Source organism: Bartonella sp. AP65SXKL, assembly GCF_042195725.1.
Lineage (GTDB): Bacteria > Pseudomonadota > Alphaproteobacteria > Rhizobiales > Rhizobiaceae > Bartonella.
In genome coordinates this window covers 1-26,874 of sequence record NZ_JBHIOW010000010.1, presented here as the reverse complement: position 1 = coordinate 26,874, position 26,874 = coordinate 1, and the positions used below count along the sequence as shown (strand labels likewise).

The following is a 26,874-nucleotide window of genomic DNA, read 5'->3' as shown; positions in this document are numbered from 1 at the left end:
TAACAACCAAAATCTCAAAAGAATACGCGAAGGGGAATTTTTCACATGCAGCGTTTAAGACGCTCATCAACCACCACCCTACCTACTTAGGAGAGATTACATGTTAGAGCAAAATTATCTATATAAAGGAACCAAAACACTCAAAAATAAATATGGCATCAAAGACCCTAAAAAACTGTATCAACGCAGTACTCATGACGTCACTAAAGCAGCCGTCAATTTTCGCCATGAACCACCCCCACGAAAATTTGATGCTTCCTATCTAAAACTAATCCACTGGAGCCTCTTCTACAAAACTTTTGAATGGGCGGGCTACACTCGCGATACATCCTTTACATTTGAAGACGGCACCACTGCCCATATGCCGGCGATGCGTCCCAAAGGTTATGAAGTTCCTTTTGCTATCGGTCCACAGATTAAAAAAGAACTCACACAACTCGAAAAAACACTTAATGAAAAGAACAATTTAAAAGGTTTATCGCGCCAAGAATTTGCTGAAAGTGCCGCTGAAGTTTTTATGGTGCTAGAGCACGCACATCCTTTTAGAAAAGGCAATGGGCGCGTAAATCGAATGTTTATGGAAAAACTTGGACAAGCCGCAGGACATACCATTGACTTTTCTTTCATCACAAAAGGACGCATGACAACAGCTTGTATTGAAGCCATGCAATATGGCAATTCCCAACCGATGAAAGATCTTTTTGAAGATATCACCCATCCACAAAAATCCCTTGTTTTAAAAGAATTCATCTCCCAAATGAGAAACGCTGGACTGGATGAAATTAACGATCGTGTTGTTGTTGCAGCAAAGGAAGATGTAACCTATGAAGGCGTCTTTAGAGGTTTTTCAGCAGAAGGTTTTGTCATGGAAATAGAAGGGGCTTTCGTCGTCGGACACAAAGATGATCTCACCCCAGAACTCGTCAAAACATTACAAAACGGTGCCCGCCTCTGCTTTCAAAAAACCAACGTTCAAAGCTTAAAAGAAACACTGATCCCAAAAGAAACTTTAGCCCCTCTTACCCATGAAGAGTTATTTGAAAGGATTTCAAATGACGCTTATGTTGAAGGGAGCCGAAAAGAAATCGAAAATTTATCAAAGACTGTTTATGGTAAAACCCAGGCCTTAAAGACAACATTAGATATCATAACGGCAGCTCCAAACTTAGGAAATCAGTTTGCCGATGAAACTTTACAAAACCCTCAATCAATTTCTAAATTTGCTGGGAGTAAAATACTTGGCATGAAAAGTTCAAATCGCAGACAAGCCGAACAGGCTGTTCCACAACTCAGCCAAGCCCTTAAAAATTATGGCGCAATAACACAACAAACAAAAGATGCAATTCTAGAGCAACACCAAAGAGAACAAAATCGCCTGAACCACACTGTCGAAAAACCTGGAAAAAATTTACAAAACCTTTTTGCCTTACCAGAAGAACAACAAAGGGAAGCTTTATTCCATTCTCGTTCACTGCGACAAGAACTCCATACCTTTTCACGACAACTACACAATCGTCTATCCTCAGAAGATCGTAAAGCCATACAAGAAAAAGATTATACCAGACTAGCTTGCCTCCTTGGGACATCGGAAAGCAAAGCAAAAGAAATTGCGAATACTGTAAAGAACACCCAAGAAGCACAATGCCAAGCTCGCAGCTTGAAAGTTAGTCGTTCCTCATCGCTGGCTCTTACCGGCTAAAAACGCGTGAACTTTTGCCTTCCAACAGAACTCTTTATACCAATCATTTTATCTCCATTACGCCCACCAATTGTTTTAAAATGTTACAAAAGATAGTCCTAAAAATGAATCCTGTAATCTACTATAACTTATTGATAATATTTCATAAAAAAACTGTATAAAAGACATAAATGTCCATTACATATCAATATGAATAGCGCGAAGTCTTTGGATACCATTCAGTTTGATATTCTTCTTTTGTCTTAAAAAATATCAAAAAGTGGGAAATGCGCCAAAGAGGTTTTCTAAAAATATTGAAAGGAAACAGCCATGAAAAAAAGTCACCCACAACAATATACACTTCAACAACCACCAAAAACGATCTATGCTCCCCAAAAGCCACTTGAACAACAAAATCTAGGAGCTTCTAATGTAGGAGACCTCTACGCAAAGGTTAACAAACCACCCAAAGAACAACGCAACCCACAACACTATACACTTCAACAACCAGCAGAAACGATCTATGCTCCCCAAAAGCCACTTGAACAACAAAATCTAGGAGCTTCTAATGTAGGAGACCTCTACGCAAAGGTTAACAAACCACCCAAAGAACAACGCAACCCACAACACTATACACTTCAACAACCAGCAGAAACGGTCTTTGCTCCCCAAAAGCCACTAGGAAATTCCTATGACAGACTTGGTGGGAGACCGAGTGATGGGCGACGCACCGACAGACTCGTAAACCCCTATTCAATAACGGATCTGGCGGCGCAAGGTTGGCAAACACCCTACGACACAGTTGGTGGAGGTGCACAGGGTGGACGACATCCCCAAGAACCAGAACATCTCTATGCAGAGCTTGATTTTGGTGCAAATGGTGGACGCTCTCCCCAAAGATCACTCGAATCTGTCTATACAACGGTTGGCATGGGGGCTGAAGGCGGGCAAGAGTCTGAACAACTAGAAAATCCCATCTATCTAGGCGTTGGCGGAAATAGAATCTCCCCTCCCAGAACCCCAAAAGATGTGGTTACAACAAGGCTTTTACAAAACACAAGCTTTCAATATGGTGTAAGAGAAATCCAAGAGCGATGCAAAGTTGTTTATGGAAAAGAACATGCTTTGAATGGACCACTTGCGAAGATCCTTGACGATCCTCAAAATGCAGAACAAATCTTATGGGACCTTGCAGAAAATCCTCAAAGCGCTGGTAAGCTTGCAGGTCACAAAATACTTGGTGTAAAATCTCCAAGCCGCAGAGAAGCTGAAGATGAGTTTACCCACCTTTGCTCAGCTCTTGAGAGGCATATACATACGGCACAAAAGCTCCATAAACAGTTTACACGTGAACAGGAAAGAGAAAGAGGTCAAAGACACGAAAGTCCAGAAAGAGACCCAGAACACAGACATCACCACCATCATCATCACGCAAGAGGACGAGAATACAATAGTCCAGAGCCCAGCCCACAACAACAAAGACATGGAGAAAAAGGAATGGCTTTTGCCATGTAAGGAGAGCATAAACATAAAAACAGATAGTTTTTGTTTTTCATGTAATCTTTTTTTCAGTGAGTTTCTTGGTGCAAATCATTTTATCGTGATTGCACCAAGAGTTGTTTTAAAATATTACAAAAAATAGTTCTAAAAAGAATCCTATAATTTATCATAACTTATTGATAAAATTTCATAAAAAAACTGTATAAAAGACACAAAGGTCCGTCACACTATTCTCGAATAGCGCGAAATCTTTGGAGGTCATTCGGTTGGATATCTTCCTTATATAAAAGTTATCAAAACTAAAAGTGGGGAATGCACCAAAGAGGTTTTCTAAAAATATTGAAAGGAAATATGTATGAAAAAACATCATTCACATCCTTCTGCAAATCCAGAAGCCCTCTATGCAACAGTTAATAAACCAAACAGAGGAAACCAGCGCGGACCAACCCCAGAAGAAGACGTTCTATACGCATCCGTTAGCAGTATTTCTCCTTCCAAAGGGAGACATCCTGATCGGGGAAGAGAAAGTCCTGAAACCGACTATGCAACGGTTGCTCCCCCAAAACGTGAAAAGGAAGTTCTATACGCATCAGTGAGCAGCGTTTCTCCTCTTTCAAGAGGGAGACATCCTGATCGGGGAAGAGAAAGTCCTGAAACCGACTATACAACGGTTGCTCCGCACCAAAGAGGAAGATCTCCATCTTCCCTCACAACGGAGCAAATAACTGTCATACTTTTAAAAGATCCACATGTTAAAGCATATGGAGAAGAGGTCATACATTGGGGTGCAACTGTCTATGGAAAGGACAATATTTTTCAGAAACACTTGCAAGACATACTTACAGATCCCCGTAAAGGAAAAGACCTTTCAAATCAACTTGCTGAAAATCCTGAGTCTATACATAAGCTTGCGGGCCACCAAACACTTGGCATAAAAAGCCAAGCACGAAGAGCAGCTGAAGATGGTTTTAGATTGCTCGTTGATGCCGTTGATGGTTATACGAAAGCTGTAGAAAACGCAAAAGAACAGCTATTGCAAACCCCTCTAGCGGAACAAAGACGCCATCATCACCATCATCATCATCGTCATCACGAAAGAGGACAAGAACAAAATAGTCCAGAACACAGTCCACAACGACAAAGACACGGAGAAAAAGGAATGGCTTATGCCATGTAAAGGGGCGTAAACATAAAAACAGATAGTTTTTGTTTTTCATTTAATCTTTTTTTCAGTGAGTTTCTTGGCGCAAATCGTTTCATCGCGATTGCGCCAAGAATTGTTTTAGAATGTTACAAAAAATAGTCCTAAAAATGACGCCTGTAATTCACGATAACTATTGATAACTTATTGATAATATTTCACAAAAAAACTGTATAAAAGACACAAATGTCCATTAAGCTGATTGCAAATAGCGCAGATCTTTGGAAGCTCATTCAGCTCGATATTTCTTTCGTCTCAAAGCGATCCAAGCATAAAAGGCAAGAATGCACCAAAGAGGTTTTCTAAAACAATTTTTGAAAGGAAACATGCATGAAAAAAAAACACCCTCATCCTTTTCCATCCTCTTCAATACAAGAACTTATAAAGCTCTATGAACAAGCGGCGGCAGAGGTCTCAGGCGCAGCTCCCCTTCCTAAAGAAACGCCTTCAAAAAGCAAAAGACTGTCATCCATACCGGAAGAAGATGAGGAAAGACAATCTCTTTTAAGCGAAGAAACTGTATATGCATCAACAAATCGAACAGCTTCGTTAACAAGAGGCGGCTCTACCAAAAGACCGCAAGAAGCTGAAACGACACACGCAACAATTCCTTCACAAGCAGCATTACAAAGGGCAACAAGAGTTCTCTCAGAGGAAGAGATCATTCTATTGCTTCCACACCATTCATTGGTTCGAACCTATCAAGAAGAAATCCAACATTTATCCGCAAGTGCCTATGGTAACCCAAACATTTTGCAAGAAAAAATGCAGGAAATTCAAAGAAATCCCGCTGCAGGAGAGGAGCTCTCATGGCGCATGGCAGCCCATCCTGAAAGTCTTGCTAAACTTTCCGGCACCAGCATGTTGGGCTTTAAAAATCGAGTGCGTAGACAAGCGGAAGAGAGTTATTCCGCTCTCAGTGTCACCGTTGATTGTTATACAGAAGCCGTAAAACAGGCAAGAGAGAGCCTCTTACAATCTCCAGAGCAAGAACTCAAAAACTATGAACGCTTAATGGGGAAGGAAGCTGTCACTAAACTTCTACAAAAATCAGATCAACGCGAAAAAGAAACGCTTTCAGAGACAGAAATTTCTACCAAAATTCACCAACATTCAAAAGTCAGAAGACACCATGCCCAAATCCAATATTGGTGCGGAGTTGTTTTTGGCAACACAAACATTTTGCAATCACAGGTGGAAATGCTTTTCCAAAACCCTGAAACAATAGAACAGCTGGCACAGCAACTTGCCGGAAATCCTCAGTCTTTTAACAAATACACTGGTCGTAACTTTTGTGGCTTTAAAAATAAAGCACGCAGACATGCTGAAGCGGGTCTTTCTCACCTCATTGACGCCGCTGACAATTATGCAACAGCTGTAACACAAGTAAGAGAGAGCCTTTCAAAAACTCAGCAGACAAAACAAGGACACAATGAAGCATCTTCTGAGAGAGCGAAAATCTTGCATCAACAACAAAGCGTCTCACAGTCTGCTCAACGCGTTGAGCTTTCAACAGTAACGCATGAAGGAGCAACACCCTCTACGCAACAAAGAGAAACAGATATTCGTCCTCGCAAAACTGCCGCCCCAAAAGCGATGGCTTTTGCCAGCTAAACAGACATAAGTTTTCACGTTGAATCCAACGTCTTGGCGCAACACAGGAAAGAGGTGTTTGCGCCAAGAAAGAGAGAAAATTGAAACAAAATTTATTTTTCCGTCCCTTAACCCAAACACTGGAGAAAACAATCTTTAGAGAATGAATATGATCTGAGCCAAGAGAGTCAAATCATGCGAAACCATTCAGTTTCATATCCTCTCTCATAGAAACAAATGAAAAAGCATAAAACAGAATAAAAACCAACGTACATTTTTAAATAGTATTTAAAAACAATATTGGAAGAGTTTGAAAGGAACATGCATGAAAAAAAGAAATCCCTCCCCTTTTATCACCGAAATGATGGAAAAATTTCAACAACCGGCTGAACAATCCCCCACCAGAACCCCTCCTTCCCAAGTTTCTCAAAGTTTGCCAAAAGCAACTGTAGAAAAACGCCCAGAAAATTTATCCCCCCACCCAAAAGTTGCTCCACCACCTCCCCCACGTATGAAAAGCCCAATGCAAACCAGCACAATGCCTCCTAACGCCAAAAACCAAGAGACGCCTCCCCCACAAAAAAAAGCAGCCCCACAAAGACCCCCGCGTGCAAAAGAGAGGCAACAACATAAACCAACAGTTCAAGAGTCCCCCTCCCTACAGACAAAAGTGGCTCCGCCCCTTCCTCCACGCATGAGAGAAAAAACACAAACCGGCACAACAATCTCCAACTCAAAAAACCAAGAAAGCTCCTCCACGCACACAAAAGCAGCTCCACAAAAACCTCCGCGTGCAAAAGAGAGGCAACAACATAGACCAACAGTTCAAGAGTCCCCTTCCCCGCAAAAAAAAATGGCCCCGCCCCCGCCCCCACGTATGAGAGAAAAAACACAAGCCGACGCAAAAATCCAAAAGCATGAAACCCAAGAAAGCCCCTCCACGCGCATAAAAATGGCCCCACAAAGACCACCGCGTGCAAAAGATAGAGAACAAAACAAACCAACTGCTCAAGAATCCCCTTCTCTACAGACAAAAGTGGCTCCGCCCCTTCCCCCACGCATGAGAGAAAGAGCACAAAACGGCACAAAAATTCAAAATCCTGAAACACACGAACCAAGTGTTAGACCCAAAACATCATCACATATGAAAGTGAGGCAGCAAAGCAGTTCATCATCACAAGACAGTGGAACATATGCCGTCCCGCCTTCAAGAAAACCGCACCGTATGGAAAACAGAAAACAAAGCGATACTGTCGTCCCAAAAACTTCCTCTCCACACACAGCAATTGAACAACCAAAACCGTCTCACGAACAAAAACCATCTATTAATACAATGGAAAGAGAGCTATTGCTCGTAGCATATCAAGAAGAAATACGATTTTTGAGCGAAAAGGTTTATGGCGACCGACTTATTTTAAATGAAAGAATAGAAGCAATCAAAGAAAACCCCGATATGGGAGAACAGCTCTTATGGGATGTTACAGAACGGCCTAAGTCTATTTCTAAGCTTGCTGGTAGAAAAGTTCTTGGCATAAAAAACCATGCGCGCAGAAAAGCTGAAGAAACTCTTCCCACCCTATGTGCTGCCATTAACGGTTATGTGTATACTTCAAAATATACAAAAAGTGAAAATATTTTACAAGGTTCTCACACGGAACAACAACATCAGCGACAAACACAAGAGGAAGAGCTAACAAATCAACATTTACAAAATCCGCTCAATTCAGAAAAGAAAATAAAGCCTCTCTCAAATGAGGAAATTGCCCGCAGAGTTCAACAAGATCCATCGGTTCAATATGGTCAAAGAGAGATCCAATATTGGTGCCAAATTGTTTATAATGATCCATTTATTTTGCAATATAGAATAGAAGATATGCACAAAATTCCAGAGATGGGAGAAGAGCTTGTATTTCAAATTGAAAAGGATTCTGCATCTGTTGCTCCACTTGCTGGTAAGCAAGTCCTTGGCGTAAAAAATGGAGCACGCAAAGCCGCTGAAGAAAATCTTCCTACTCTTTGTACCGTCATTAAGGAGTATGCTGAAACTGTAAAACAGTTAAGAGAAACCATTGTGCAAAACCATCAGGCAGAACAACAAAAACGTTATCAACCACCTACCGATTTCGATAAAAAATTACAAAAGCAGCAAAGCTTATCGCAGCCCCTGAAGCTGCCTGAACGCTCAACAGCAAAGCGGCATAAAGAGGTTACAGAAACTTCTAGACAAGAAGACCAGCCGCAGGTTCGACCGCGCAGAGCCGAAACATCAAAAGCAATGGCTTTGTCGTGATAAATCTCCTAATTGTTGGCTTTTTATCCAAAACTTTGGTGCAATTATCTTGCCAAGATTGCATCAAAGACGGTGTGTGAAATACAGAAAACTTTGAATAAGACACCCCATTATTTTACAGAATTCATTGATAAAATTTCACGATAATACTTCAAAATTATAAACTTTAACTTTGTTCCATGCGAATAAGGTCAATTTTTTCAATCATTCAAATAGGCATTCTTCTTTGAAGAAAACGCTATGAAAATAACATAAGGCAAAAAATGTAAACAAAGAAGATTTCAAAAAATAATGTTACCATTTGAAAGGAAATATGCATGAAAGAAAACACAGAACATTGTGCCTCCTCTACACAGGAAGAATTGCAAGAACAACACTCTGTAATTAATGCAGCCATTTCAAAGCAAATCAATGAAGAAGCGCAAAATTTTTTCTACCCCAATAGCAAAGTGCTTAAAAATAAATACCGCATCAAAGATAAAGAAATATTAAAAGAATGCTGTTCTAATGATGTAAAAAAAGAAATGATAAAACTGCATCAAGAACCTCTACCAGAGCAGTTTAATGCCTCTTATCTAAAATACCTTCATCAACGCCTCTTTTCCCGTACATTTGAATGGGCCGGACAAACACGCGAAAAGCCTTTTACATTTGAAGATGGCTCTGTTGCTTCTATGCCCATTTTGAAAAGAAAAGAATTTACAAAACCTTTTGCGATTGGCAGAAAAATACAGGAGGGACTAGAAAAGTTAGATAAAACGCTTGCTGAAAAGAATAATTTACAAGGCTTAACGCACGAAGAATTCGTTGAACAAGCAGCTGGTATAATGATAGATTTGCACCACTTGCATCCTTTCAGAGAGGGCAATAGGCGCACAAAGAGACTGTTTGTTGAAAAACTCTCTCAAGCAGCAGGACATGAGCTAGACTTTTCTCTTGTGAGCAAAAAACGTAAAGACTTTGTCCGCGCCGCTGCCATGGAACATGGTAACCCAGAGCCTATGAAGCATCTGCTTGAGGATATCTCAAATCCAGAAAAATTGCTCCTCTTACGAGAATTCACCAACTCTATGAGAGAGCTTGGATTGGATGAAAAAAATTATTATCTCGCTGTCGTTGCAAAAGAAGGAGAAACCTATCATGGTACCTATAGAGGCAGTGGACCCAATGGCTTCATGCTTGATGCCAACGGCATTTTCATCTTGGGAAATAAAAAAGATCTCACCCCAGAGCAAATACAGACATTAAAAATCGGTGATGCCCTCTCCTTTACAGCACAAAAAGTTCAAAACCCAGAAAAAAACCAGCAAAAAACATTGCTTCCAGAAGAAAAAGAAGAAAAAAGAGCCACTCTTAAAAACGATGAAATAACTGAAAAGAGCAAAGACAACGCATCCATTCAAACAAAGAAAAAAGAACAAGCCCATTTTTCACCGTGGATTGCCCCTCATGCTTTACATGACAGCGTTGAAGTTATGCCCCAAAGTTTGCAAGAACAAGAAAAAGAACAAATGGCACAACCAATTGCTCAATCGGCTTCCGCTATGAGGCAAATGCAAAAAGATTTTCAAAAAAACATTTTACAGAGCAGTAATACAGCGACAAATAATCCAATATCTGTCAAAATGACAAAGGAAACACGCTCTGATCATCAAGAAAGAACAAAACAGCCCCCAAAAAAAGCAATGGTATACTGGGATACTGGTACAAGAAAAACGGACACCGTCCCTCTCACCTTACAGGAGAAATTATCATCACCGCCTGAAACCGAAGAAAATAAGACAATGTACCGTAATTTCTTTTGCCCTAATAGTATCACCTTAAAAAATAAATATGGTATAAAAGACTATAAAAAATTAAAAGTGCAATGTGCCCATGATACAACAAAAGCAATCATTCATCTACGCCAAGAAGCGCCACCGCAAAAACTAACTTCCACATATCTCCAATATATTCATCACACCCTATTTAAAAATACTTTTGAATGGGCCGGACAAACACGCGAAAAACCATTTACATTTGAAGATGGTACCGTTGCTTATATGCCAATGATGAAAAAAGCTGGTATTTCTTTTGCCTCAGCAAAACAGATACAAGAGAGACTAGAAAATTTAGATAAAATACTTGCTGAAACGAATAGTTTAAAAGGCTTAACCCGCGAAACATTTGTTGAACATGTCACTGAAATGTTGATACAGCTCAACTATACACATCCTTTCAGAGAAGGCAATGGACGCACGCAACGAATGTTTTTTGAAAAACTTGGGCAAGTTGCTGGCCACACACTCGACTTTTCTCTTGTAACAGAAAAACGTATGAATCTTGCCAGCATTGCATCGCTAAAACATAACGATAAAGAAGAAATGAAACATCTGCTTGAAGATATCTCAAATCCAGAAAAAATACTTATTTTAAAAGAATTCATGGACAGTATGAAACATATCGGGCTTGAGAGTATTCATCATCATCTTATTATAACAGCAAAAGAAGGTCATACCTATAAAGGCTTTTACAGAGGCAGTGGACCCAATGGCTTTATGCTTGATGCTAACGGAATTTTCATCTTGGGAAATAAAAAAGATCTCACCCCAGAGCAAATACAGACATTAAAAATCGGTGACGCCCTCTCCTTTACAGCACCAAAAATTCAAAACCAGCAAGAAGTGCTTATCCCCGCACAAACAATAGCCCCCCTTACCAACAATGAAATTGCCACAAGGATAAAAAACAACGCATCCATTCAAGCAAGAAGAAAAGAAATAGAAACTTTGTGCCAAATCATTTATGGCAATCGTCATATTTTGCGGGAAAAAATTGAGATGATCCATGAAAATCATACTGAAGGAGAACAACTCACCTATCAAATTACCACCTCTCCCCAATCGATTTCTAAGCTTTCTGGTAGCAATGTATTTGGCATAAAAAACAACGCGCGCGCCCATGCTGAAGAAAATATTTTGCCCCTCTGTAGAGCCATTGATCGTTATATCAATATTTCTAAACAAACAGAAAGAGACATTCTCCATACCCATCATGTAAAACAAAGGCGGTGTGAACAGTCGGTAGAAATGCCTAAGGCTTGGATGAAAAATCTCCTTTCCTTGTCAAAAGCACAACAGCAAGAAATGTTATCAAACTCTCCTGAATTAAGGGGGGAGATAAGGACTTATATCAAAAAAATCAATGAGCGCTTATCTTCAAACGAGCATGAAGTTATAAAAGAAAATAATCCTGAAAGACTTGCGAAGAGTCTTGGCACATCAACCATTAAAGCAAAAGAGATTATGGAAATAATCAAGCAGATAAAAGAGATAGAACAGCATATACAACCCATGTATTTTTATAACCATAAATTCGATGAGCGCTTCGCACCAAACCAGTATCAATCTATCCAGCATCAATCTATAAAGAAAAACAATGAAAAAAAATGTTCCAACACCCTTGATAAAGAAGCAATTAAAGTGCAAAAAATGACAGAAATCGTCAATCAGAGTCCCAAAAGACAAGAAAATATTCAACCTCACAAAACGGAGCACACAAAAGCAATGGCAATGAATATCTAAAAGGTTTATAAACTTTAACTTTTTTGCCCCCTCTGGTAAAAATGATAGCCTTTATCCCCCTTGCCTTCATCGGCAAATCAATTGCACCTCAACGAGAATGGAAACCATGAGAGAGTAATTTTATCTTATTTCCTCAGATTTTATCCTCATCAACTGTGAAAAGAAACCTGAACAGCAAAAATGCTGTTGAAAGATCATATCTTCCTATCCTCTTGTTTATGTAATCTCTAAAACGGGAGGGCAGACAAATTTTGGGAGAACATAAAGTCGTAAAAGTAAAAACCAATCACCAGCTTTACCATCACCTTTTAGCTCAGCCTTACGACTTTTTAAAACATCTAAAGCGCTGTTTTTTTAATAATGAATAAATAATGGAAATTGCGTATTGCTCCACGCTTTTATTTTATTTGCGTTCTTTAATAGGGTCACACCCCTCACATAAAACAGAACGGTATTGGGTTGCACTATTCACGACATCACCCATAAAGAGAAATTATCATTATATATCCCTTCAAACTGTTATGATATCACTCGCATATTTCAGTTTGAAAAAGAAATTTTAATTATTTTATGGCAACAATAAAAATTTTAATACAACAGTAAACAAGGAGCATAAAAAAGTCTTCAAGCACCATTGTTGACAGAAAGATAAACACCGTCGTAAAACGCTTTCAAAAAGTATCCTTGATTAGGATAGAGATCAGATTTTTACGATTTAAAACGCTTTATTTCTCCTGTCATCGCTTCTCTTTTACAACAAAGCTGATATATCTTTATGACATTGATTAAAAAAATTGCAACAGTTGCTTCCGGAACCCTCATGAGCCGTATTTTTGGCTTCGTACGCGAAATGCTTATGGCAGCAGCCCTAGGGACAGGTCCTGTTTCTGATGCCTTTAACGCTGCTTTTCGTTTTCCCAACACATTTCGTCGTTTTTTTGCTGAAGGTGCCTTTAACGCTGCTTTCATTCCTCTTTTTGCAAAAAAAATCACTGAAGAAGGTCACGAAACGGCATGCAAATTTGCAGAAGAAGTCTTTGGCGTTCTCTTTTCGCTGCTCTTACTGTTAACGATTGCGATGGAACTGAGTATGCCTTTTTTGGTACGAACCATTATTGCCCCAGGTTTTACCGAAGATGCAACAAAATTTAACGCTACAATTCACTTTACTGCAATCATGTTTCCCTATTTAACCTGCATGTCGCTTGCTGCCATGATGGGGGGCATGCTTAATGCTCTGCGACGCTATTTTATTGCCGCCATTGCCCCACTCTTTTTAAACATTATTCTGATTGGTGTGCTTGCCTATGCTTGGATCTATAAACTTGACGCTTGGCATATCGGCTTAAATCTCTCTTGGGGTGTATTGGCAGCAGGGCTTCTTCAACTCACCTTAATTGCCCTTGCTTTGCGTCAAAGTGGAATGAAAATTTCCTTCCGCCAGCCCCATTTAAGTCCTAATGTTCGTAAGCTATTAACTTTAGCATTCCCCGCAGCCATCACAGGTGGCATCACGCAAATTAATTTGCTTATTAATACCAACATTGCTTCTAGTCAATCGGGTGCTGTCTCTTCTTTGATGTATGCTGATCGTCTTTATCAATTGCCTTTAGGCGTAATTGCCATTGCCGTTGCAACCGTTCTTTTACCAGAGTTAACACGCGCTTTGCGGAGCAAAAAGCATAAAGAAACCCACCATTTACAAAATCGCTCTATTGAATTAACATTGTTGTTAACACTTCCAGCATCCATTGCTTTTTTGCTGCTCTCCACTCCCATTGTCAGTTTGCTCTTTGAGCGAGGACAATTTACCAGTCAATCAACACACCATGTTGCACAATTACTAGAACTTTATGGATTAGGACTTCCAGCTTTTGTTCTTATTAAGGTCTTTATTCCTAATTTTTTTGCCCATGAAGATACCAAAACACCGATGATTTTTACAGGTATTTGCGTTTTCATCAATATCAGTCTCGCCTTAACATTATTTCCTATTCTATCTGCACGAGGCATTGTTATTGCTGAAATTACCTCTGGATGGGCCAACACCCTTTTGCTGTGGAGTGTCCTTATCAAACGCGGTTATTGGAAATACGACTTCCAACTGATAAAACGAATATTATGTCTCATGATGGCAACTCTTTTGAGTGCACTAGCCCTCTATTACGGATTGAATGTGTTTGGTTTTTTGTCTTTTCCTTTATCCTCACAAGCATCATTTTTCTTGCGCGCGATCACCTTAGCTGGGATCATGATTGGCATATTTTTGATCTATTTTAGTGCCTATTTTTTATTCAACACCCGTTCCTTTTTTCACACGCTTAAAAATTTGAAAAAACGCTCATAATATCTATACTTTGTCAAAAACAATAAAATGAATAACCTTAATTGAAGAAAGAGCACTCCTATGGATACCTTCACACCACTTGTCTTTTCCGGCGTACAACCGAGTGGTCATTTACATCTTGGCAATTATCTTGGAGCCATTCAGCGTTGGGTTGAACTGCAAAACTCTCATCACTGCCTCTATTGTGTTGTGGATATGCATGCGCTCACAGTCAACCCAGATCCCTTTACTTTACGCGAATCCACCAGAACAGTGACAGCAGCTTTTTTAGCCGCCGGTATTGATCCTCAAAAACACATTATTTTTAACCAATCACGTGTTTTTCAACATGCTGAACTCGCCTGGATTTTTAATTGTGTTGCCCGTATCGGCTGGCTTCAACGCATGACACAATTTAAAGATAAAGCGGGAAAAGATCGCGAAAAAGCATCCATCGGGCTTTTTGCCTATCCCACTTTGATGGCTGCTGATATTTTAGTCTATCGTGCAACGCATGTTCCAGTAGGCGAAGATCAAAAACAGCATGTTGAACTCACACGCGATATTGCACAAAAATTTAACAACGACTATGCACAGCGTATTGCCGAATTAAATTTTGGCATCTCTATGCAAACAGATGAAGAAAAAAGACAAGGCTTTTTTCCTCTTCCAGAAGCACTGATTGGAACAACAGCCACACGCGTTATGTCTTTGCGCGATGGGACGAAAAAAATGTCAAAATCAGATCCTTCAGATTTTTCACGCATTAATTTGACCGATGACGCTGATCTTATCGCAAAAAAAATACGCAAAGCCAAAACGGATTCGGCTCCACTTCCCGATACCCTTGCCGCTTTAAAAGAACGACCAGAAGTAGATAACCTGCTTGGTATTTATGCCGCCTTTGCCAAAGTTAGCAAAGAAAAGATTCTTTTAGAATTTTCTGGTCAACAATTTTCGCATTTTAAAACAGCTCTAGCCGACCTTGTTGTCCATAAGCTTGCCCCTATAACAGAAGAATTACGTCGCCTTCATCAAGAAAATGATTATATCGACTCTGTTTTGCATGATGGCGCTAAACGTGCTAGTATGCTCGCAGAAGAAAATATGAAAAAAATTCGTGAAATTATTGGATTTTTGCACGATACATAAAAATAATAAAACTAAAAACTGTAGAGAGCAAAAAAATCGTTTGTACAAAATAGAGAAAGTGCATGATTTCCAAACCCCAAAATCCGAAAAAAGAACCAAAGAAAAAAAACTTAGTTATTATCGATGAAACACCAGAGTGTCGGCGTGCCGTTGCGTTTGCCGCACAGCATGCCCAAAATACCAGTAGAACATTGGTATTACTTTGTGTCGTTGATAGTGTAGAATTTCAACATTTTCTGGGTGTAAACAACGTTATGCGTACAGAATCAAAGCAAAGTGCTCATAAAATATTAGGAGACATTGCCAGTGAAGTCCGCACCACCCATGCGCTTGAAACAGAAATAGTAGTGCGTGAAGGAAAAAAAATTGATGAGATTTCTAAACTGATCGACGAAGATAAAAGGATTGCACTGATTGTTTTAGCAGCCAGTGGACATACAGAAGGACCAGGACCCCTTGTTCAATTAATCGGGAATAAAGGAACAGCTTTTTCAATCCCTGTCATTGTTATTCCTAGCAATCTTGCCGATGAAGATATTAGATCTATTGCCTAAAAAATATAATATTCTACAATGTAAGATCTTCCCAAGCCTTCATTATAAAAGGAGAATCTATGTTTATTCAAACTGAAACCACCCCAAATCCTGCAACTCTTAAATTCTTGCCAGGACGCGTGGTTCTTTCTGAGGGCGTATTAGAATTTCGTGACCCTGAAGAAGCAGCTAAAAACTCACCTTTGGCGGCTAAACTGTTTAATATTCCCAATATCAATGGTGTCTTTTTAGGCTATGATTTTATCACCGTAAGCAAAAAAGAAGGGGAATGGCAACATCTCAAGCCCGTCATTTTAGGCACAATCATGGAACATTTTCTATCCAATGAGCCAGTGATCACTACCAACGCTACAACACAAGCACAAACCCATGCCCTTAACGAAGAATTTTATGACGAAAAAGATGCTGATATTGTCTTAACCATTAAAGAGCTGCTTGAAACGCGTATCCGCCCAGCGGTTGCCAATGATGGTGGAGATATTACTTTTCGTGGATTTGAAAATGGTATTGTTTATCTCAATATGCGCGGCTCCTGCGCTGGATGTCCCTCTTCAACGGCAACCCTCAAACATGGTATTGAAAATCTTTTACGCCATTTTATCCCTGAAGTTTTAGGCGTTGAAGCCATGCCACAATAAATATTGACCTCAATAGGTAAAATAACCACACCGATTGCCCCTCTTCAACAGCGCTCAAACATGGAATGTAAAGATCTTACGTCATTTTATTCCTGAAATTCTCGAAGTAAGCCATGCAGCCATAAAAATAGAGTACTGTTAAAAAAATCTGTCCAATAATGATACCTTCACTCACCTTTCACCTCCACATATGCCTTAAAAAGCTTTCTGCCCTTTTAAGAGCATAAGTTGTTTCAATAAACCAATTTATACGTACACAGAAGTACAATGCATGGATGTGCACTTTAAATTTATTTTGTTTTATAATCTTGTCATGCAATTTTAACGAGGAAAACACGACCTCGTTACAAAAAAGAAAACATTGCAAGATAGAGTGCCCATTTGCTTCATCTTTCTCAGTGCTTCCAACGACAAATCACGCAAAATACTTCTTGTAGCAAGCCGGCACCATCATCATATCTGCCAGCCCCTAATGATGCGACAGCTCTTTCATTAAGACGATTCATAAGAGTCATTTTTACTCCTTTCTTTCCTCATTTTTACCCACACGCCAGCCCCGCTTGTGGTGTGCAAGCAAGTGATTTTAATTGATTCAACATGGAACAGATTTGAAATGAGAGAATCCCACGTTATTCGGGGTTCTAATTCAATATGAATAACGCTAATTTATTATTATAAATCAATATGTTGTTTCAGCCACTCGACAAAGATCACATTTTGCAACTTGAATGAGAATTCTGACATTTTTCTTATTTCAATTCTGTTTTTATTGCATCAATCAAAATCGTCCGCTTACACAGCACAAACTGGATAATAACAAAAACTATTTTTAATAGCTCTTATGTACACTTTTATAAGAGACTGTTGCAGCACTAAGAGCTGAAAAATGAATGACAGTACGACCTTATCAAGGTCATAGCGTCCTTTTTCCATTCTTAAAATCAAGAATTTCCTCTATCATTTTCAATCTCATTTCCATAAATATGACGCAAAAGGTGTAACTACCCATAAAAAATAAATACATTGAAGCCAGATCTATTATGGTTGTTTGAGAAATTATCTGATAAAAAAATGAGAATATTTTTTCAATTCAGCAGAAATAAGTTTGTCTACTTTACGGCGTTGTTTTTCTCATAAAGCGCACACTTTTATTGTTGCTTATGAGTCAACATCCAGTCCCCTCATAACCCCATATTAAAAGAAAAGAAAGAGTCGCTATTTCTCTGCGATACATGGCTTTGCAATAAAGGAAAACATATTGCTCCTATCTGATTGGTGTAATCTATGAAACAAGAAAAGAAGCCCATTGGAGAAAAATATGCCCAATTAGAGAAGAATGTAAAAATAGAAAACCAACGAAATGCAAAAACAATTGCAAGAAGATAAATGCCTAAACTTTTTTCACAAACTCCGACTTTAAACTCATCTGACCGATCCCAGGAATTTTGCAATCGATATTATGATCCCCATCCACCAAGCGAATATTCTTTACCTTCGTCCCCCCTTTTAAAACAGATGAAGCGCCTTTTACTTTCAGATCTTTTATCACCATAACGGTATCTCCGTTTGTTAAAATCTGACCATTGGCATCATAAACAGTATTGGCAAGAACCGTATCATCGTTTTTTTGTGGCCATTCATGCGCGCATTCAGGACACACAAAATTTTCACCATCTTCATAAGTATAAAGACAATCACAACGAGGACATTTGGGATATTGGGTCATAAATTTCCCTTTTTTAGAAAAAACATTCATTATGACTGGTCATAAAGCAAGAAGTGCTTATTGTCCATTATTTTAGAAAAATGTTTCCCTTTGTTTCAATCCTCATCTGCCAACTGTATTCATGAATGCTATCATCACATACTATACACAAGTTTATAAAAATGATTGATCATTATACAACTCAAATAAGCCCCCCGCATATCATAAAATTTACTCACTGCATTCTCTCTAATAAATTAATCAAAATCATTTTCTTATACATCACCAATGCAATTAACGAATGGATAACAAAACAATTAGAAAAGGAACATCTCTGAATAAAACGTTCTCAGAGAGCTAAAAACTATTTCAGCATTGAGAAACAAGAAAATGATGTCCCCAACTTAACCTTTTATTTAAGTAAAGATAACAGTCATAATGTTAGAGAACAGACTGATTTATGATCATAGTTAATGGTTTTGTATATTGAATGAAAGCCGATAAATAAGCTGAGATTCTCTCAACCCCTTTTACATTGAAACAACCAAAGCCTTTTGTTTGCATGTTACAAGTAGGAAAATCCGTGTAAAACGATTATCCAAAATACTAAATACTCTCAAATATAAGAGCCAACATTGAAAGCGGGCAAAGTGAATAATGGTGCCGTCTTACTCTCTCATAAGCGTAAAAATGGTGCTGCTCAATGGATGGATGGCCGGTTATCCCTTTCAAAGCAACACGCATAAGATGCGTTTTTAGTGTCTTGAGAGAGAAGATTCTTTAAAACAAACATATGAAATGTGCAACAATGATCGTATTTTGTTTTGTATGAGAAACATTCCCCTATTAAACAAAAATTGCTATCAAGCCATTGAGCAAACCCATTGGACATAAATGATCCGATTATGCTCGATTATAATTTCCTACAGCATTTAGTTTTAAGAATCCCGCAGTTTTAGGAATCCGATTGATATGGAAAGGTGGAAAAAACAAGTCTCGCCTAAAAATAGAGTTAAGCTCTCCCTTATGCACATAAAATCACACCCCTAAAATCACATCCATGTGATCAATCATCATACCTTTACAAAAAAACATTCCAATGATCTTAGGTGATAATATCAGGACGATCTCGCCCCAATGCTTGTTGTATGTTTAACAGTTTTAGTGCTACCTGTTGCAAAGGTTGGAGAACTTCTTGCGGATTAAAATTGTGTTTGCGCGGATCACTTTCATACTGTTCAAAATAAAGTCGTAAAGTAGCACCTAGCGTCCCTGTTCCCGACAAACGAACCACCAACCTTGCTCCATTCTCGAAAAAAATACGTATACCTTGCCGCGTGCTAACGCTCTGATCAACGGGATCATGATATGTAAAATCATCTGCTTTTTTGACGAAAAATCCAGAAATTTCAGTTCCTGCATGTGGTAAGTGCGCACGCAAATGCTCTAGTAATGCCAAAGCTTTATCTGCTTCGACTTCTTCATAATCATGCCGTAACGTGTAAAAACGCCCATAGGTGGACCAATGCTGTTGAACAATCTGTGCGACAGTTTTTTCTGTTACCGCTACAAGATTTAACCAAAATAGGACAGCCCATAAACCATCTTTTTCGCGGATGTGATGAGAGCCCGTTCCAAAGCTTTCTTCACCACAAAAGGTTACTTTTCCCGCATCCAAAAGGGTTCCAAAAAACTTCCATCCCGTTGGCGTTTCAAAAAAATTTAATCCGTGTTTTTCCGCAACTAGATCAGCAGCACGCCCCGTCGGCATAGAGCGCGCTATCCCCACAACACCTTTTCGATATCCTTTAATAAGGTGTGCATGTTCAGCCATAATAGCCAAAGAATCCGAAGGCGAGACAAATTGTTGACGACCAATAATGAGGTTACGGTCTCCATCACCATCAGAGGCGGCGCCAAGATCTGGTCCTTGCTCTGACATCAATAAATCATAAAGATCCTTAGCATAAACCAAATTGGGATCTGGATGACCGCCTCCAAAATCTGGCAAAGGAATACCATTAACCACCGTCCCTTCAGAAAATCCTAAGCATTTTTCAAAAATTTCATGGGCATAAGGCCCTGTTACCGCATGCATGGCATCAAACCGTAAAGTAAGACCTCGAGCAACAGCCTTGGCAATACAGTCAAAATCAAAAAGCTCCTGCATCAAAGCAACATAATCAGCGACAGGATCAATAATATCAATCCGCATGGCTCCCATAAAGATCGTACCTTGCCTATCTAAATCAATATCTGGTGCTTCAAGAATTTTATAAAAAGAAAGACGTTGCGATGTTGCAAAAATAGCATCACATAAAGAATTAGGAGCGGGTCCCCCATTGGAAATATTATATTTAATACCACAATCTCCTTCTGGACCACCAGGATTATGGCTTGCAGAAAGAATAAGTCCACCATGGGCATGAGTTTTACGAATAAGATGCGAAACAGCAGGTGTAGAAAGAATACCGCCCCTTCCCATTTTAACACAAGAGACACCATGCGCCGCTGCCATCTTCAACACAATCTGAAGGATAGTACGATTAAAAGTGCGCCCATCCCCCCCCAGAATCAACATTTTTCCTTCAAGAGGTCCAATATTATCAAAAAGAGATTGTATAAAGTTTTCTACATAATGGGGTTGTTGAAAAACAGACACTTTTTTGCGCAAACCAGACGTTCCCGGTTTTTGCCCCTCAAAAGCCGTGGTTAAAACTGTCTTTATGGTCATATCAATACCTTTATATTCTTTCCTATAATTTTAAGGTGAAGAGTATCCAAAGTCGACCATTAATTCTACTTGACGGAAGTGTGAAATATTTGCACACTCGTTAGAAGTAAGAATTTTTAAAGAAGCCCTTTTATTTAAAACGCTTTTTGCCATATGTTTTTAAATACGAAGGCTGTTTTAAAACAAAATTTTCGTAAAAGAATACAGGAGCATCATGATGATGAAAAAAACAGTTCCCAATGTAACATTCCACACACGCGTACGCGATGAATCAGTGGATGGAGACAATCCTTATCGGTGGCAAGAAGTTAACAGCGATGCTTACTTTAAAGGAAAGCGTGTTATTCTTTTTTCTCTTCCTGGAGCTTTTACCCCTACTTGCTCAACCTTTCAGCTGCCTGATTTTGAAAAACTCTATGATGAATTTAAACAAGCGGGTATTGATGAAATTTATTGCCTTTCCGTCAATGATGCTTTTGTCATGAATGCTTGGAGAAAAGCACAAAATATCAAAAACGTGAAATTAATTCCCGATGGCTCTGGTGAATTCACACGCAAAATGGGTATGCTGGTTGCAAAAGACAATGTTGGTTTCGGCATGCGATCATGGCGCTATGCAGCTGTTATTAATGATGGTGTGGTTGAACAATGGTTCGAAGAAGCAGGTTTTTCAGATAATTGTGCAACAGATCCTTATGAAGTTTCTTCACCACAACATGTTTTAGAAGCCTTGAAAAGCTAATTCCCCCAATCGTCTATTTAAACAAAATTTTACGACACAAATTTCCTGAGGAGGAAGATTTGTGTCGTTTACTTTTTACAACATCTATTCGTGAAAGCAGACACGATAAGTTGATTGTACACCTTCTGTGAGAAAATATTACAGCAATAATTTTTTCAATAAATATTTCATGCTTTAACGGCTTTGAAAAAATTTGAAAAATTGCTGATGAAAAATCTGGACCCGTTGTGGAGCTAAAAAATCAAAGAGTTAAAAGCTGTTGCACGCTATCAAAAAATGGGGATGCAATTGCCAAATGCGCAAATTCATGCAAAACTCTCTCAGAAACATCAAGGACTAACGTATTGATGAAATATGCAAGATCAATGCTAAATTTCTCATACTGAGAAAAACTTTGTATCGAACAATATTGATTTATAAAGATAATTTATAATTTTGCATATTGAATGAGAGGAGCCGAATATCATAAGATTGTTTTATTTTATCCCTTCTTATATTGAATCCCTTAAAACTATTTTCTTGCTCATTAGCAAGTGGGATTGGCATATGAATAAACGATTAAAAAGAGTAAAAATACCTCTCGTAAACGCGCCAAAATACAAGAGCTATGAACATCATTACTGCAAAGTTCACAAAAGTATCAAGAAAGAAAATACAGATCAAACATTTGTTTGAAGAGGTGCACAGTTCAAATTAACTTATGTCTCATAAAAAGAAGAAAATATGGCATAAAAACCGCTCTGCATAAAGAACCATTCATGGAGAATATTAAATCAAAACAGATCCCGCAAACATTCCAATTCACATACCATAAACAAACTCATTGCTGTTCTCATAGCCATTTATTCTAAGCTTTTATTTTTCTCTAAGAGAAAAACGGTTAAAGGAGTTGTTTATTCGGGTATTCTACCGTAAAGTGTGCTTCTATCTCTTCCTCTTCATCCAACTCAAAATCTTCATCACATTCAGGAAGACCAAAAATATCTGGATTGATGAAATAACAATCTTTTTTTGTCCCCTTCGCTACAATTTTATTCTTTTCTAATTCTTTGATACCTTCTTTAAAACTTTCAAAATTAAGATATTCTGGTTCTTGAATTGAAAGATCACAAGTCAAAAATTCCTCAAGAATATCATGATCCAATGTTATCTGATCAAACCATAAATCCACATCATCCCCCTCATCTAACATTTTCCCTACCTGCCACAACATCACAAAAAATGCTTTCATACCACTAAATGATAACCCAAAAATCATACGCCGACACGACGAGGCGCCTGAAAAGGTAATTTGCGGAAGATCTTCAAATCCGAAATTTGAAGGAGGAAGTTTAAATGATTTTCCAATATTCTCAGGTCTTTCAAGAATAAAGGGATTTCGTTCATAGAGCAGAGTAAAATCATATTGGACCATTTTCATTTCTCCGTTAAAGAATTGACTTTATGAAAAATGCATATTATCAGTAAGTTACCATTATGGCAGCTTACAATTCATCCAAACATGCTCCTGTAAAAAATTGTTCGATTTAAGTCATTCCATTGTTTTTTGAAGCTTAAAAAGTCTTTTAGGATAAAACGCTCTAGTTCTCCCTCCTTTTGCAATAAGGCTAGATTTTGTAATGTCCAAGAAGAGAACATCAAAGGATTTGATACTCATAGATGAGAATTCAAAGATGAAGCCAATATGAACTTGTCAATATTTTTATAAACTTTTGGGAAAGCGTTGCGTGAAACCTTTTAATTTTCTCAGAGTTTTTGTTCGTTACAATTTTTTTGCTCATTTTAACGCATTATCATCGCATCCTCAGAAGGGCACGTTTTATAGCAAATAGTGCTTATTTATCTCTTAAAAATCTCTCTTTTATGCCGCACGCACTTCAAAACCCCGCTTTTGAACGCGTGCACCAACACGTATAAACGAGCAAAGCACAAATTTTAAAAATTGAATTTCAAATTTCCAAAATATTTCGAACAATCACTTCGATAAAGACTTTTACCATTATCATTTTTGGGCGGCTAAAATATCCTGTACTGTTTTGACCAATTGATCTTCATCAACCGTCACTTGTGCTGGTCGACTTTCACGCCATGTTTGATTATCCTTAATTTCATGAGACAAACGCGCCCCTTCAATCAAATCTTTAATCTGTATTTTTCCGCTCTCACGTTCTTGTGAGCCTTGGATAACCACACAAGGCGCTTGGCGTCGATCTGCATATTTCATCTGCGCTTTTATCCCCGATGCCCCCAAATAGAGCTCAGCACGAATTCCCGCACCACGCAACTGCATCACCATTTTTTGATAACCAGCAACCGCCTCTGGCTCTTTATCCATCATCAGCACCACAACCGGCCCTGTTGTCTCCTTCATAGGCAACTTTTCAAGATTTTGCAAAGCAGCGATCAAGCGTGAGACCCCGATTGAAAAACCTGTTGCCGGAATATTTTCACCACGAAAACGTGCCACCAATCCATCATAGCGCCCACCACCACCAACGGAGCCAAAAACAACTTTCTGCCCATCATCATTGAAAACATCAAACAGCAACGTAGCCTCAAAAACAGGACCTGTATAATAATCCAGTCCACGCACCACCGATGGATCAATCTTGATACGATTCTGAAAGCCATTTGCGGCAAAAATTGCTTGCATTTCCTCAAGCTCACGAATTCCCTCACGCCCTTGAACATGATCACCAACCACTTCTTTAAGAGCCTCAAGCGTTTCTTCTGCTGTTTCAGCTCCAACAGCAGTTAAGGTAAGAATACACTCAATCTCTTTTTCCTTAAGCTCCGCCCCTTTTGTAAAGTCACCACTTTCATCCAAACGCCCTTTTCCCAAAAGCAAACGCACCCCTTCAGAACCAAATTTATCCAGTTTATCAATTGCTCTTAAGACAGTTAAGCGCTTTTCAGCCTGCTCATTTCCCCCCAAACCAATTTTCTCTAAAACGCAATCGAGAATTTTTCGGTTATTCAGACGAATGGCATATTCATGATGCTGAAACCCTAATTTTTCCAAACTATCAGCTGCCATCATACAAATTTCGGCATCAGCTGCAACCGTTGGTGTTCCAACAATATCCGCATCAAACTGCATAAATTGCCGAAACCGCCCTGGACCTGGTTTTTCATTGCGAAAAACAAAGCCAAGACGATAACTGCGATAAGGCTTTGGCAAAACTTCAAAATTCTCGGCAAAATAACGAGCAAGAGGCGCGGTAAGATCATAGCGCAAAGACATCCATTGCTCATCATCATCTTGTAGCGAAAAAACGCCCGCATTTGGACGATCTGAATCCGGTAAAAACTTACCCAGCACATCTGTATATTCAAAAATTGGTGTTTCCAGTGCTTCAAAACCATAAAGTTCATAAACTTCACGAATTTGCGCAATCATTGTTTCAGTTGCATACAACTGTGCACTTGTACGATCAACAAACCCACGGGGTAAACGGGCTTTGGTTTTTTCTTGTTTTGATAACATATTTTTCTCTAACAACAATATATATTCACCGATAACGTGTGTCTATCTTATAGAAACAAACGCTGCAATAACTTTATCAACTGAAAACTGGTAACAATATGCATAAGCTTTTGCTTTTAAAAGATGCAAACCTTTACCCTTAAGGCAATCTACTGAAAATATTTGTACTTTCAATAGGAACATAGCCTCCCGCTCAACATGAAATGCCCGCTTAACATTCAATGAAAAGACATCTGTGCTTGTTGAAAGAAACCTCAAAGCGACAGTTGATTCTTGATAAATCGGAAGCATCCCCCTCAAAACCCCTCCCTTTCAGAATTCTTCAGATTTATTACAGATGCAAAAATCCTCAAGACATCAGTGTGCTTTGCGCTTGTTCTGCAAAATAATTGATAACATTTTTTAAATCAACAATATTTCGTCCAGCATCTGTAATAGAGCGTGATACAGAGGGAATAACATTCTGCCAAAGTCTTTGTGGAAATTGATTTGCTAGTTGTGTCATTGTTCCACCTTGAGCGCCAATACCCGGAACGAGAAACAGACTATTTTTTAACTGCTCGATTGTGTCTTTTGATTCAGATCCTAATGTCGCTCCTATAACCGCACCTATGGGGCCAATATTATGATGAATAACCGAAGAATGACTATTATAATCACAAATACACTGTGCAAGATGAAGAGAGAGTGTCTGGTCACCAATAAGCGCATTTCGTATTTGTTTCCCCTCTGGATTAGAAGACTGAACAACCACAAAAACCCCTGCTCCTGTTTCTTCTGCAACCTTTATCAGAGGAATAAGAGCATCAAAACCCAAAAAAGGATTAACTGTCATGGCATCCACCTTGAACGCACTACTTGGACCAAGCCAAGCCTTACCATAGGCTTCAGCAGTAGAGCCAATATCCCCCCTTTTTGCATCCGCCAGAACCAATATGCCTTGTTCGTGTGCATTTTCAATCAGTTCTTTGAGAGCTTGAAGACCTTCCACACCATATAATTCAAAAAATGCGACTTGCGGCTTTATAATACCTACTTTACCAACAACTGCTGTTAAGAGAATATCACAAAAATCTTTTAGACCTTTATAATCAAAGCTTAGTTTCCACGATTGCAAAACTTTATGGCTCGGATCAAATCCAATACAAAGAGGTCCATAGATTTCACGATTTTTAAAAAAAGTTGAACGAAACATTTTATATCCTAACAAGGTCTCTCTTTAAACTTTTTGATACAATCAAAAAGAAAAGCATTTGTCAAAAGAATACAATAGCTAAAACACAAAGAAAGAGCTCTCTATACAAAATGTGCTTTTATTTATGAAACATAAATATATTCCCATTCGTAACGCTTATCATATGTTTATCGACCAAGACGTTGTCATGAGATAAAAATTCAAATTTATGAAAGAATATAAACAAAACAGCATCTATATTATAATGACCTCATAAAGCCCTATAGGCATGCCTTGTCGTTTTCACCCCCCTTTTTTATGATCAACAAAAACTCTCTATGAACGCGCTTTAAACAAAAGTTTCAAAAGAAAATGCCCCACCATGATGATCTCGATCTTAGCTTTAGATTTTTCCTATTCCTTTTTGGCGCATATCTATTCACTTTTGGAACATAATTAGCAAAAAGGCATTGTATCTCCAGCATATTCAAGGAGATAAAACATGGAAACTCGCATTCCTGAAAACACACCATTCGA

General features: G+C 38.7%; 16 protein-coding genes and 1 pseudogene. 11 read left to right on the top strand and 6 right to left on the bottom strand.

Annotated elements, in window-relative coordinates; genetic code table 11:
- Positions 1 to 100: 100 nt before the first annotated feature.
- The 10 genes from ACFIMP_RS06800 to ACFIMP_RS06755 all read left to right on the top strand — a co-directional run bounded on the left by ACFIMP_RS06800 (position 101) and on the right by ACFIMP_RS06755 (position 16,495).
- Positions 101 to 1,699 carry a BID domain-containing T4SS effector gene (locus tag ACFIMP_RS06800; protein ID WP_375686160.1) on the top strand — a complete coding sequence of 533 codons (1,599 nt, stop codon included), beginning with the start codon at positions 101 to 103 and terminating at the stop codon, positions 1,697 to 1,699.
- Between the two features lie 309 nt (positions 1,700 to 2,008).
- Entirely contained in the window at positions 2,009 to 3,193 is a 1,185-nt protein-coding gene (locus ACFIMP_RS06795) for a BID domain-containing T4SS effector (RefSeq protein ID WP_375686159.1), read from the top strand.
- A gap of 340 nt (positions 3,194 to 3,533) precedes the next feature.
- Positions 3,534 to 4,355 (top strand): BID domain-containing T4SS effector, encoded by an 822-nt coding sequence (locus ACFIMP_RS06790; RefSeq protein ID WP_375686158.1) that lies wholly within the window; start codon positions 3,534 to 3,536, stop codon positions 4,353 to 4,355.
- Positions 4,356 to 4,709: 354 nt separating this feature from the next.
- Positions 4,710 to 5,993: a BID domain-containing T4SS effector gene (locus ACFIMP_RS06785; protein ID WP_375686157.1), complete on the top strand. Its 1,284-nt coding sequence runs from the start codon at positions 4,710 to 4,712 to the stop codon at positions 5,991 to 5,993.
- A 304-nt stretch (positions 5,994 to 6,297) separates the two neighbouring features.
- Complete coding sequence (locus ACFIMP_RS06780; RefSeq protein WP_375686156.1) at positions 6,298 to 8,262, top strand: BID domain-containing T4SS effector; 1,965 nt, start codon at positions 6,298 to 6,300, stop codon at positions 8,260 to 8,262.
- A gap of 317 nt (positions 8,263 to 8,579) precedes the next feature.
- Positions 8,580 to 11,825: a BID domain-containing T4SS effector gene (locus tag ACFIMP_RS06775; protein WP_375686155.1), complete on the top strand. Its 3,246-nt coding sequence runs from the start codon at positions 8,580 to 8,582 to the stop codon at positions 11,823 to 11,825.
- Between the two features lie 775 nt (positions 11,826 to 12,600).
- Entirely contained in the window at positions 12,601 to 14,172 is a 1,572-nt protein-coding gene (gene murJ / locus ACFIMP_RS06770) for a murein biosynthesis integral membrane protein MurJ (protein WP_273790944.1), read from the top strand.
- Between the two features lie 60 nt (positions 14,173 to 14,232).
- Positions 14,233 to 15,303: a tryptophan--tRNA ligase gene (gene trpS / locus ACFIMP_RS06765; protein WP_375613581.1), complete on the top strand. Its 1,071-nt coding sequence runs from the start codon at positions 14,233 to 14,235 to the stop codon at positions 15,301 to 15,303.
- Positions 15,304 to 15,365: 62 nt separating this feature from the next.
- On the top strand, positions 15,366 to 15,857 hold the full coding sequence (locus ACFIMP_RS06760; RefSeq protein ID WP_375612177.1) for a universal stress protein: 492 nt from the start codon (positions 15,366 to 15,368) through the stop codon (positions 15,855 to 15,857).
- 59 nt (positions 15,858 to 15,916) lie between these two features.
- Entirely contained in the window at positions 15,917 to 16,495 is a 579-nt protein-coding gene (locus tag ACFIMP_RS06755) for a NifU family protein (RefSeq protein ID WP_273723704.1), read from the top strand.
- A gap of 434 nt (positions 16,496 to 16,929) precedes the next feature.
- Here ACFIMP_RS06755 and ACFIMP_RS06750 read toward each other — a convergent pair.
- From ACFIMP_RS06750 to ACFIMP_RS06740, 3 genes and pseudogenes are all read right to left on the bottom strand, one after another.
- Positions 16,930 to 17,010: pseudogene (locus ACFIMP_RS06750) on the bottom strand (DUF4102 domain-containing protein); the annotation flags it as partial.
- 875 nt (positions 17,011 to 17,885) lie between these two features.
- The gene (locus ACFIMP_RS06745) at positions 17,886 to 18,221 is read right to left on the bottom strand and encodes a zinc ribbon domain-containing protein YjdM (RefSeq protein WP_273790940.1); all 336 of its coding nucleotides are present in this window, start codon (positions 18,219 to 18,221) and stop codon (positions 17,886 to 17,888) included.
- Positions 18,222 to 19,305: 1,084 nt separating this feature from the next.
- Positions 19,306 to 20,934 carry an alpha-D-glucose phosphate-specific phosphoglucomutase gene (locus tag ACFIMP_RS06740; RefSeq protein WP_375613582.1) on the bottom strand — a complete coding sequence of 543 codons (1,629 nt, stop codon included), beginning with the start codon at positions 20,932 to 20,934 and terminating at the stop codon, positions 19,306 to 19,308.
- A gap of 217 nt (positions 20,935 to 21,151) precedes the next feature.
- On the opposite strand from ACFIMP_RS06740, the gene ACFIMP_RS06735 reads away from it, so the two are divergent.
- Positions 21,152 to 21,676 carry a peroxiredoxin gene (locus ACFIMP_RS06735; RefSeq protein WP_375686171.1) on the top strand — a complete coding sequence of 175 codons (525 nt, stop codon included), beginning with the start codon at positions 21,152 to 21,154 and terminating at the stop codon, positions 21,674 to 21,676.
- Positions 21,677 to 22,556: 880 nt separating this feature from the next.
- Here ACFIMP_RS06735 and ACFIMP_RS06730 read toward each other — a convergent pair.
- The 3 genes from ACFIMP_RS06730 to pyrF form a co-directional block, all read right to left on the bottom strand.
- Positions 22,557 to 23,090 carry a replication protein gene (locus tag ACFIMP_RS06730; protein WP_375686154.1) on the bottom strand — a complete coding sequence of 178 codons (534 nt, stop codon included), beginning with the start codon at positions 23,088 to 23,090 and terminating at the stop codon, positions 22,557 to 22,559.
- Between the two features lie 588 nt (positions 23,091 to 23,678).
- A complete protein-coding gene (gene hisS / locus ACFIMP_RS06725) occupies positions 23,679 to 25,163 on the bottom strand; it encodes a histidine--tRNA ligase (RefSeq protein ID WP_375638515.1) in 1,485 nt (494 codons plus the stop codon).
- 349 nt (positions 25,164 to 25,512) lie between these two features.
- Positions 25,513 to 26,358 (bottom strand): orotidine-5'-phosphate decarboxylase, encoded by an 846-nt coding sequence (pyrF, locus tag ACFIMP_RS06720; RefSeq protein ID WP_375686153.1) that lies wholly within the window; start codon positions 26,356 to 26,358, stop codon positions 25,513 to 25,515.
- Positions 26,359 to 26,874 lie beyond the last annotated feature (516 nt).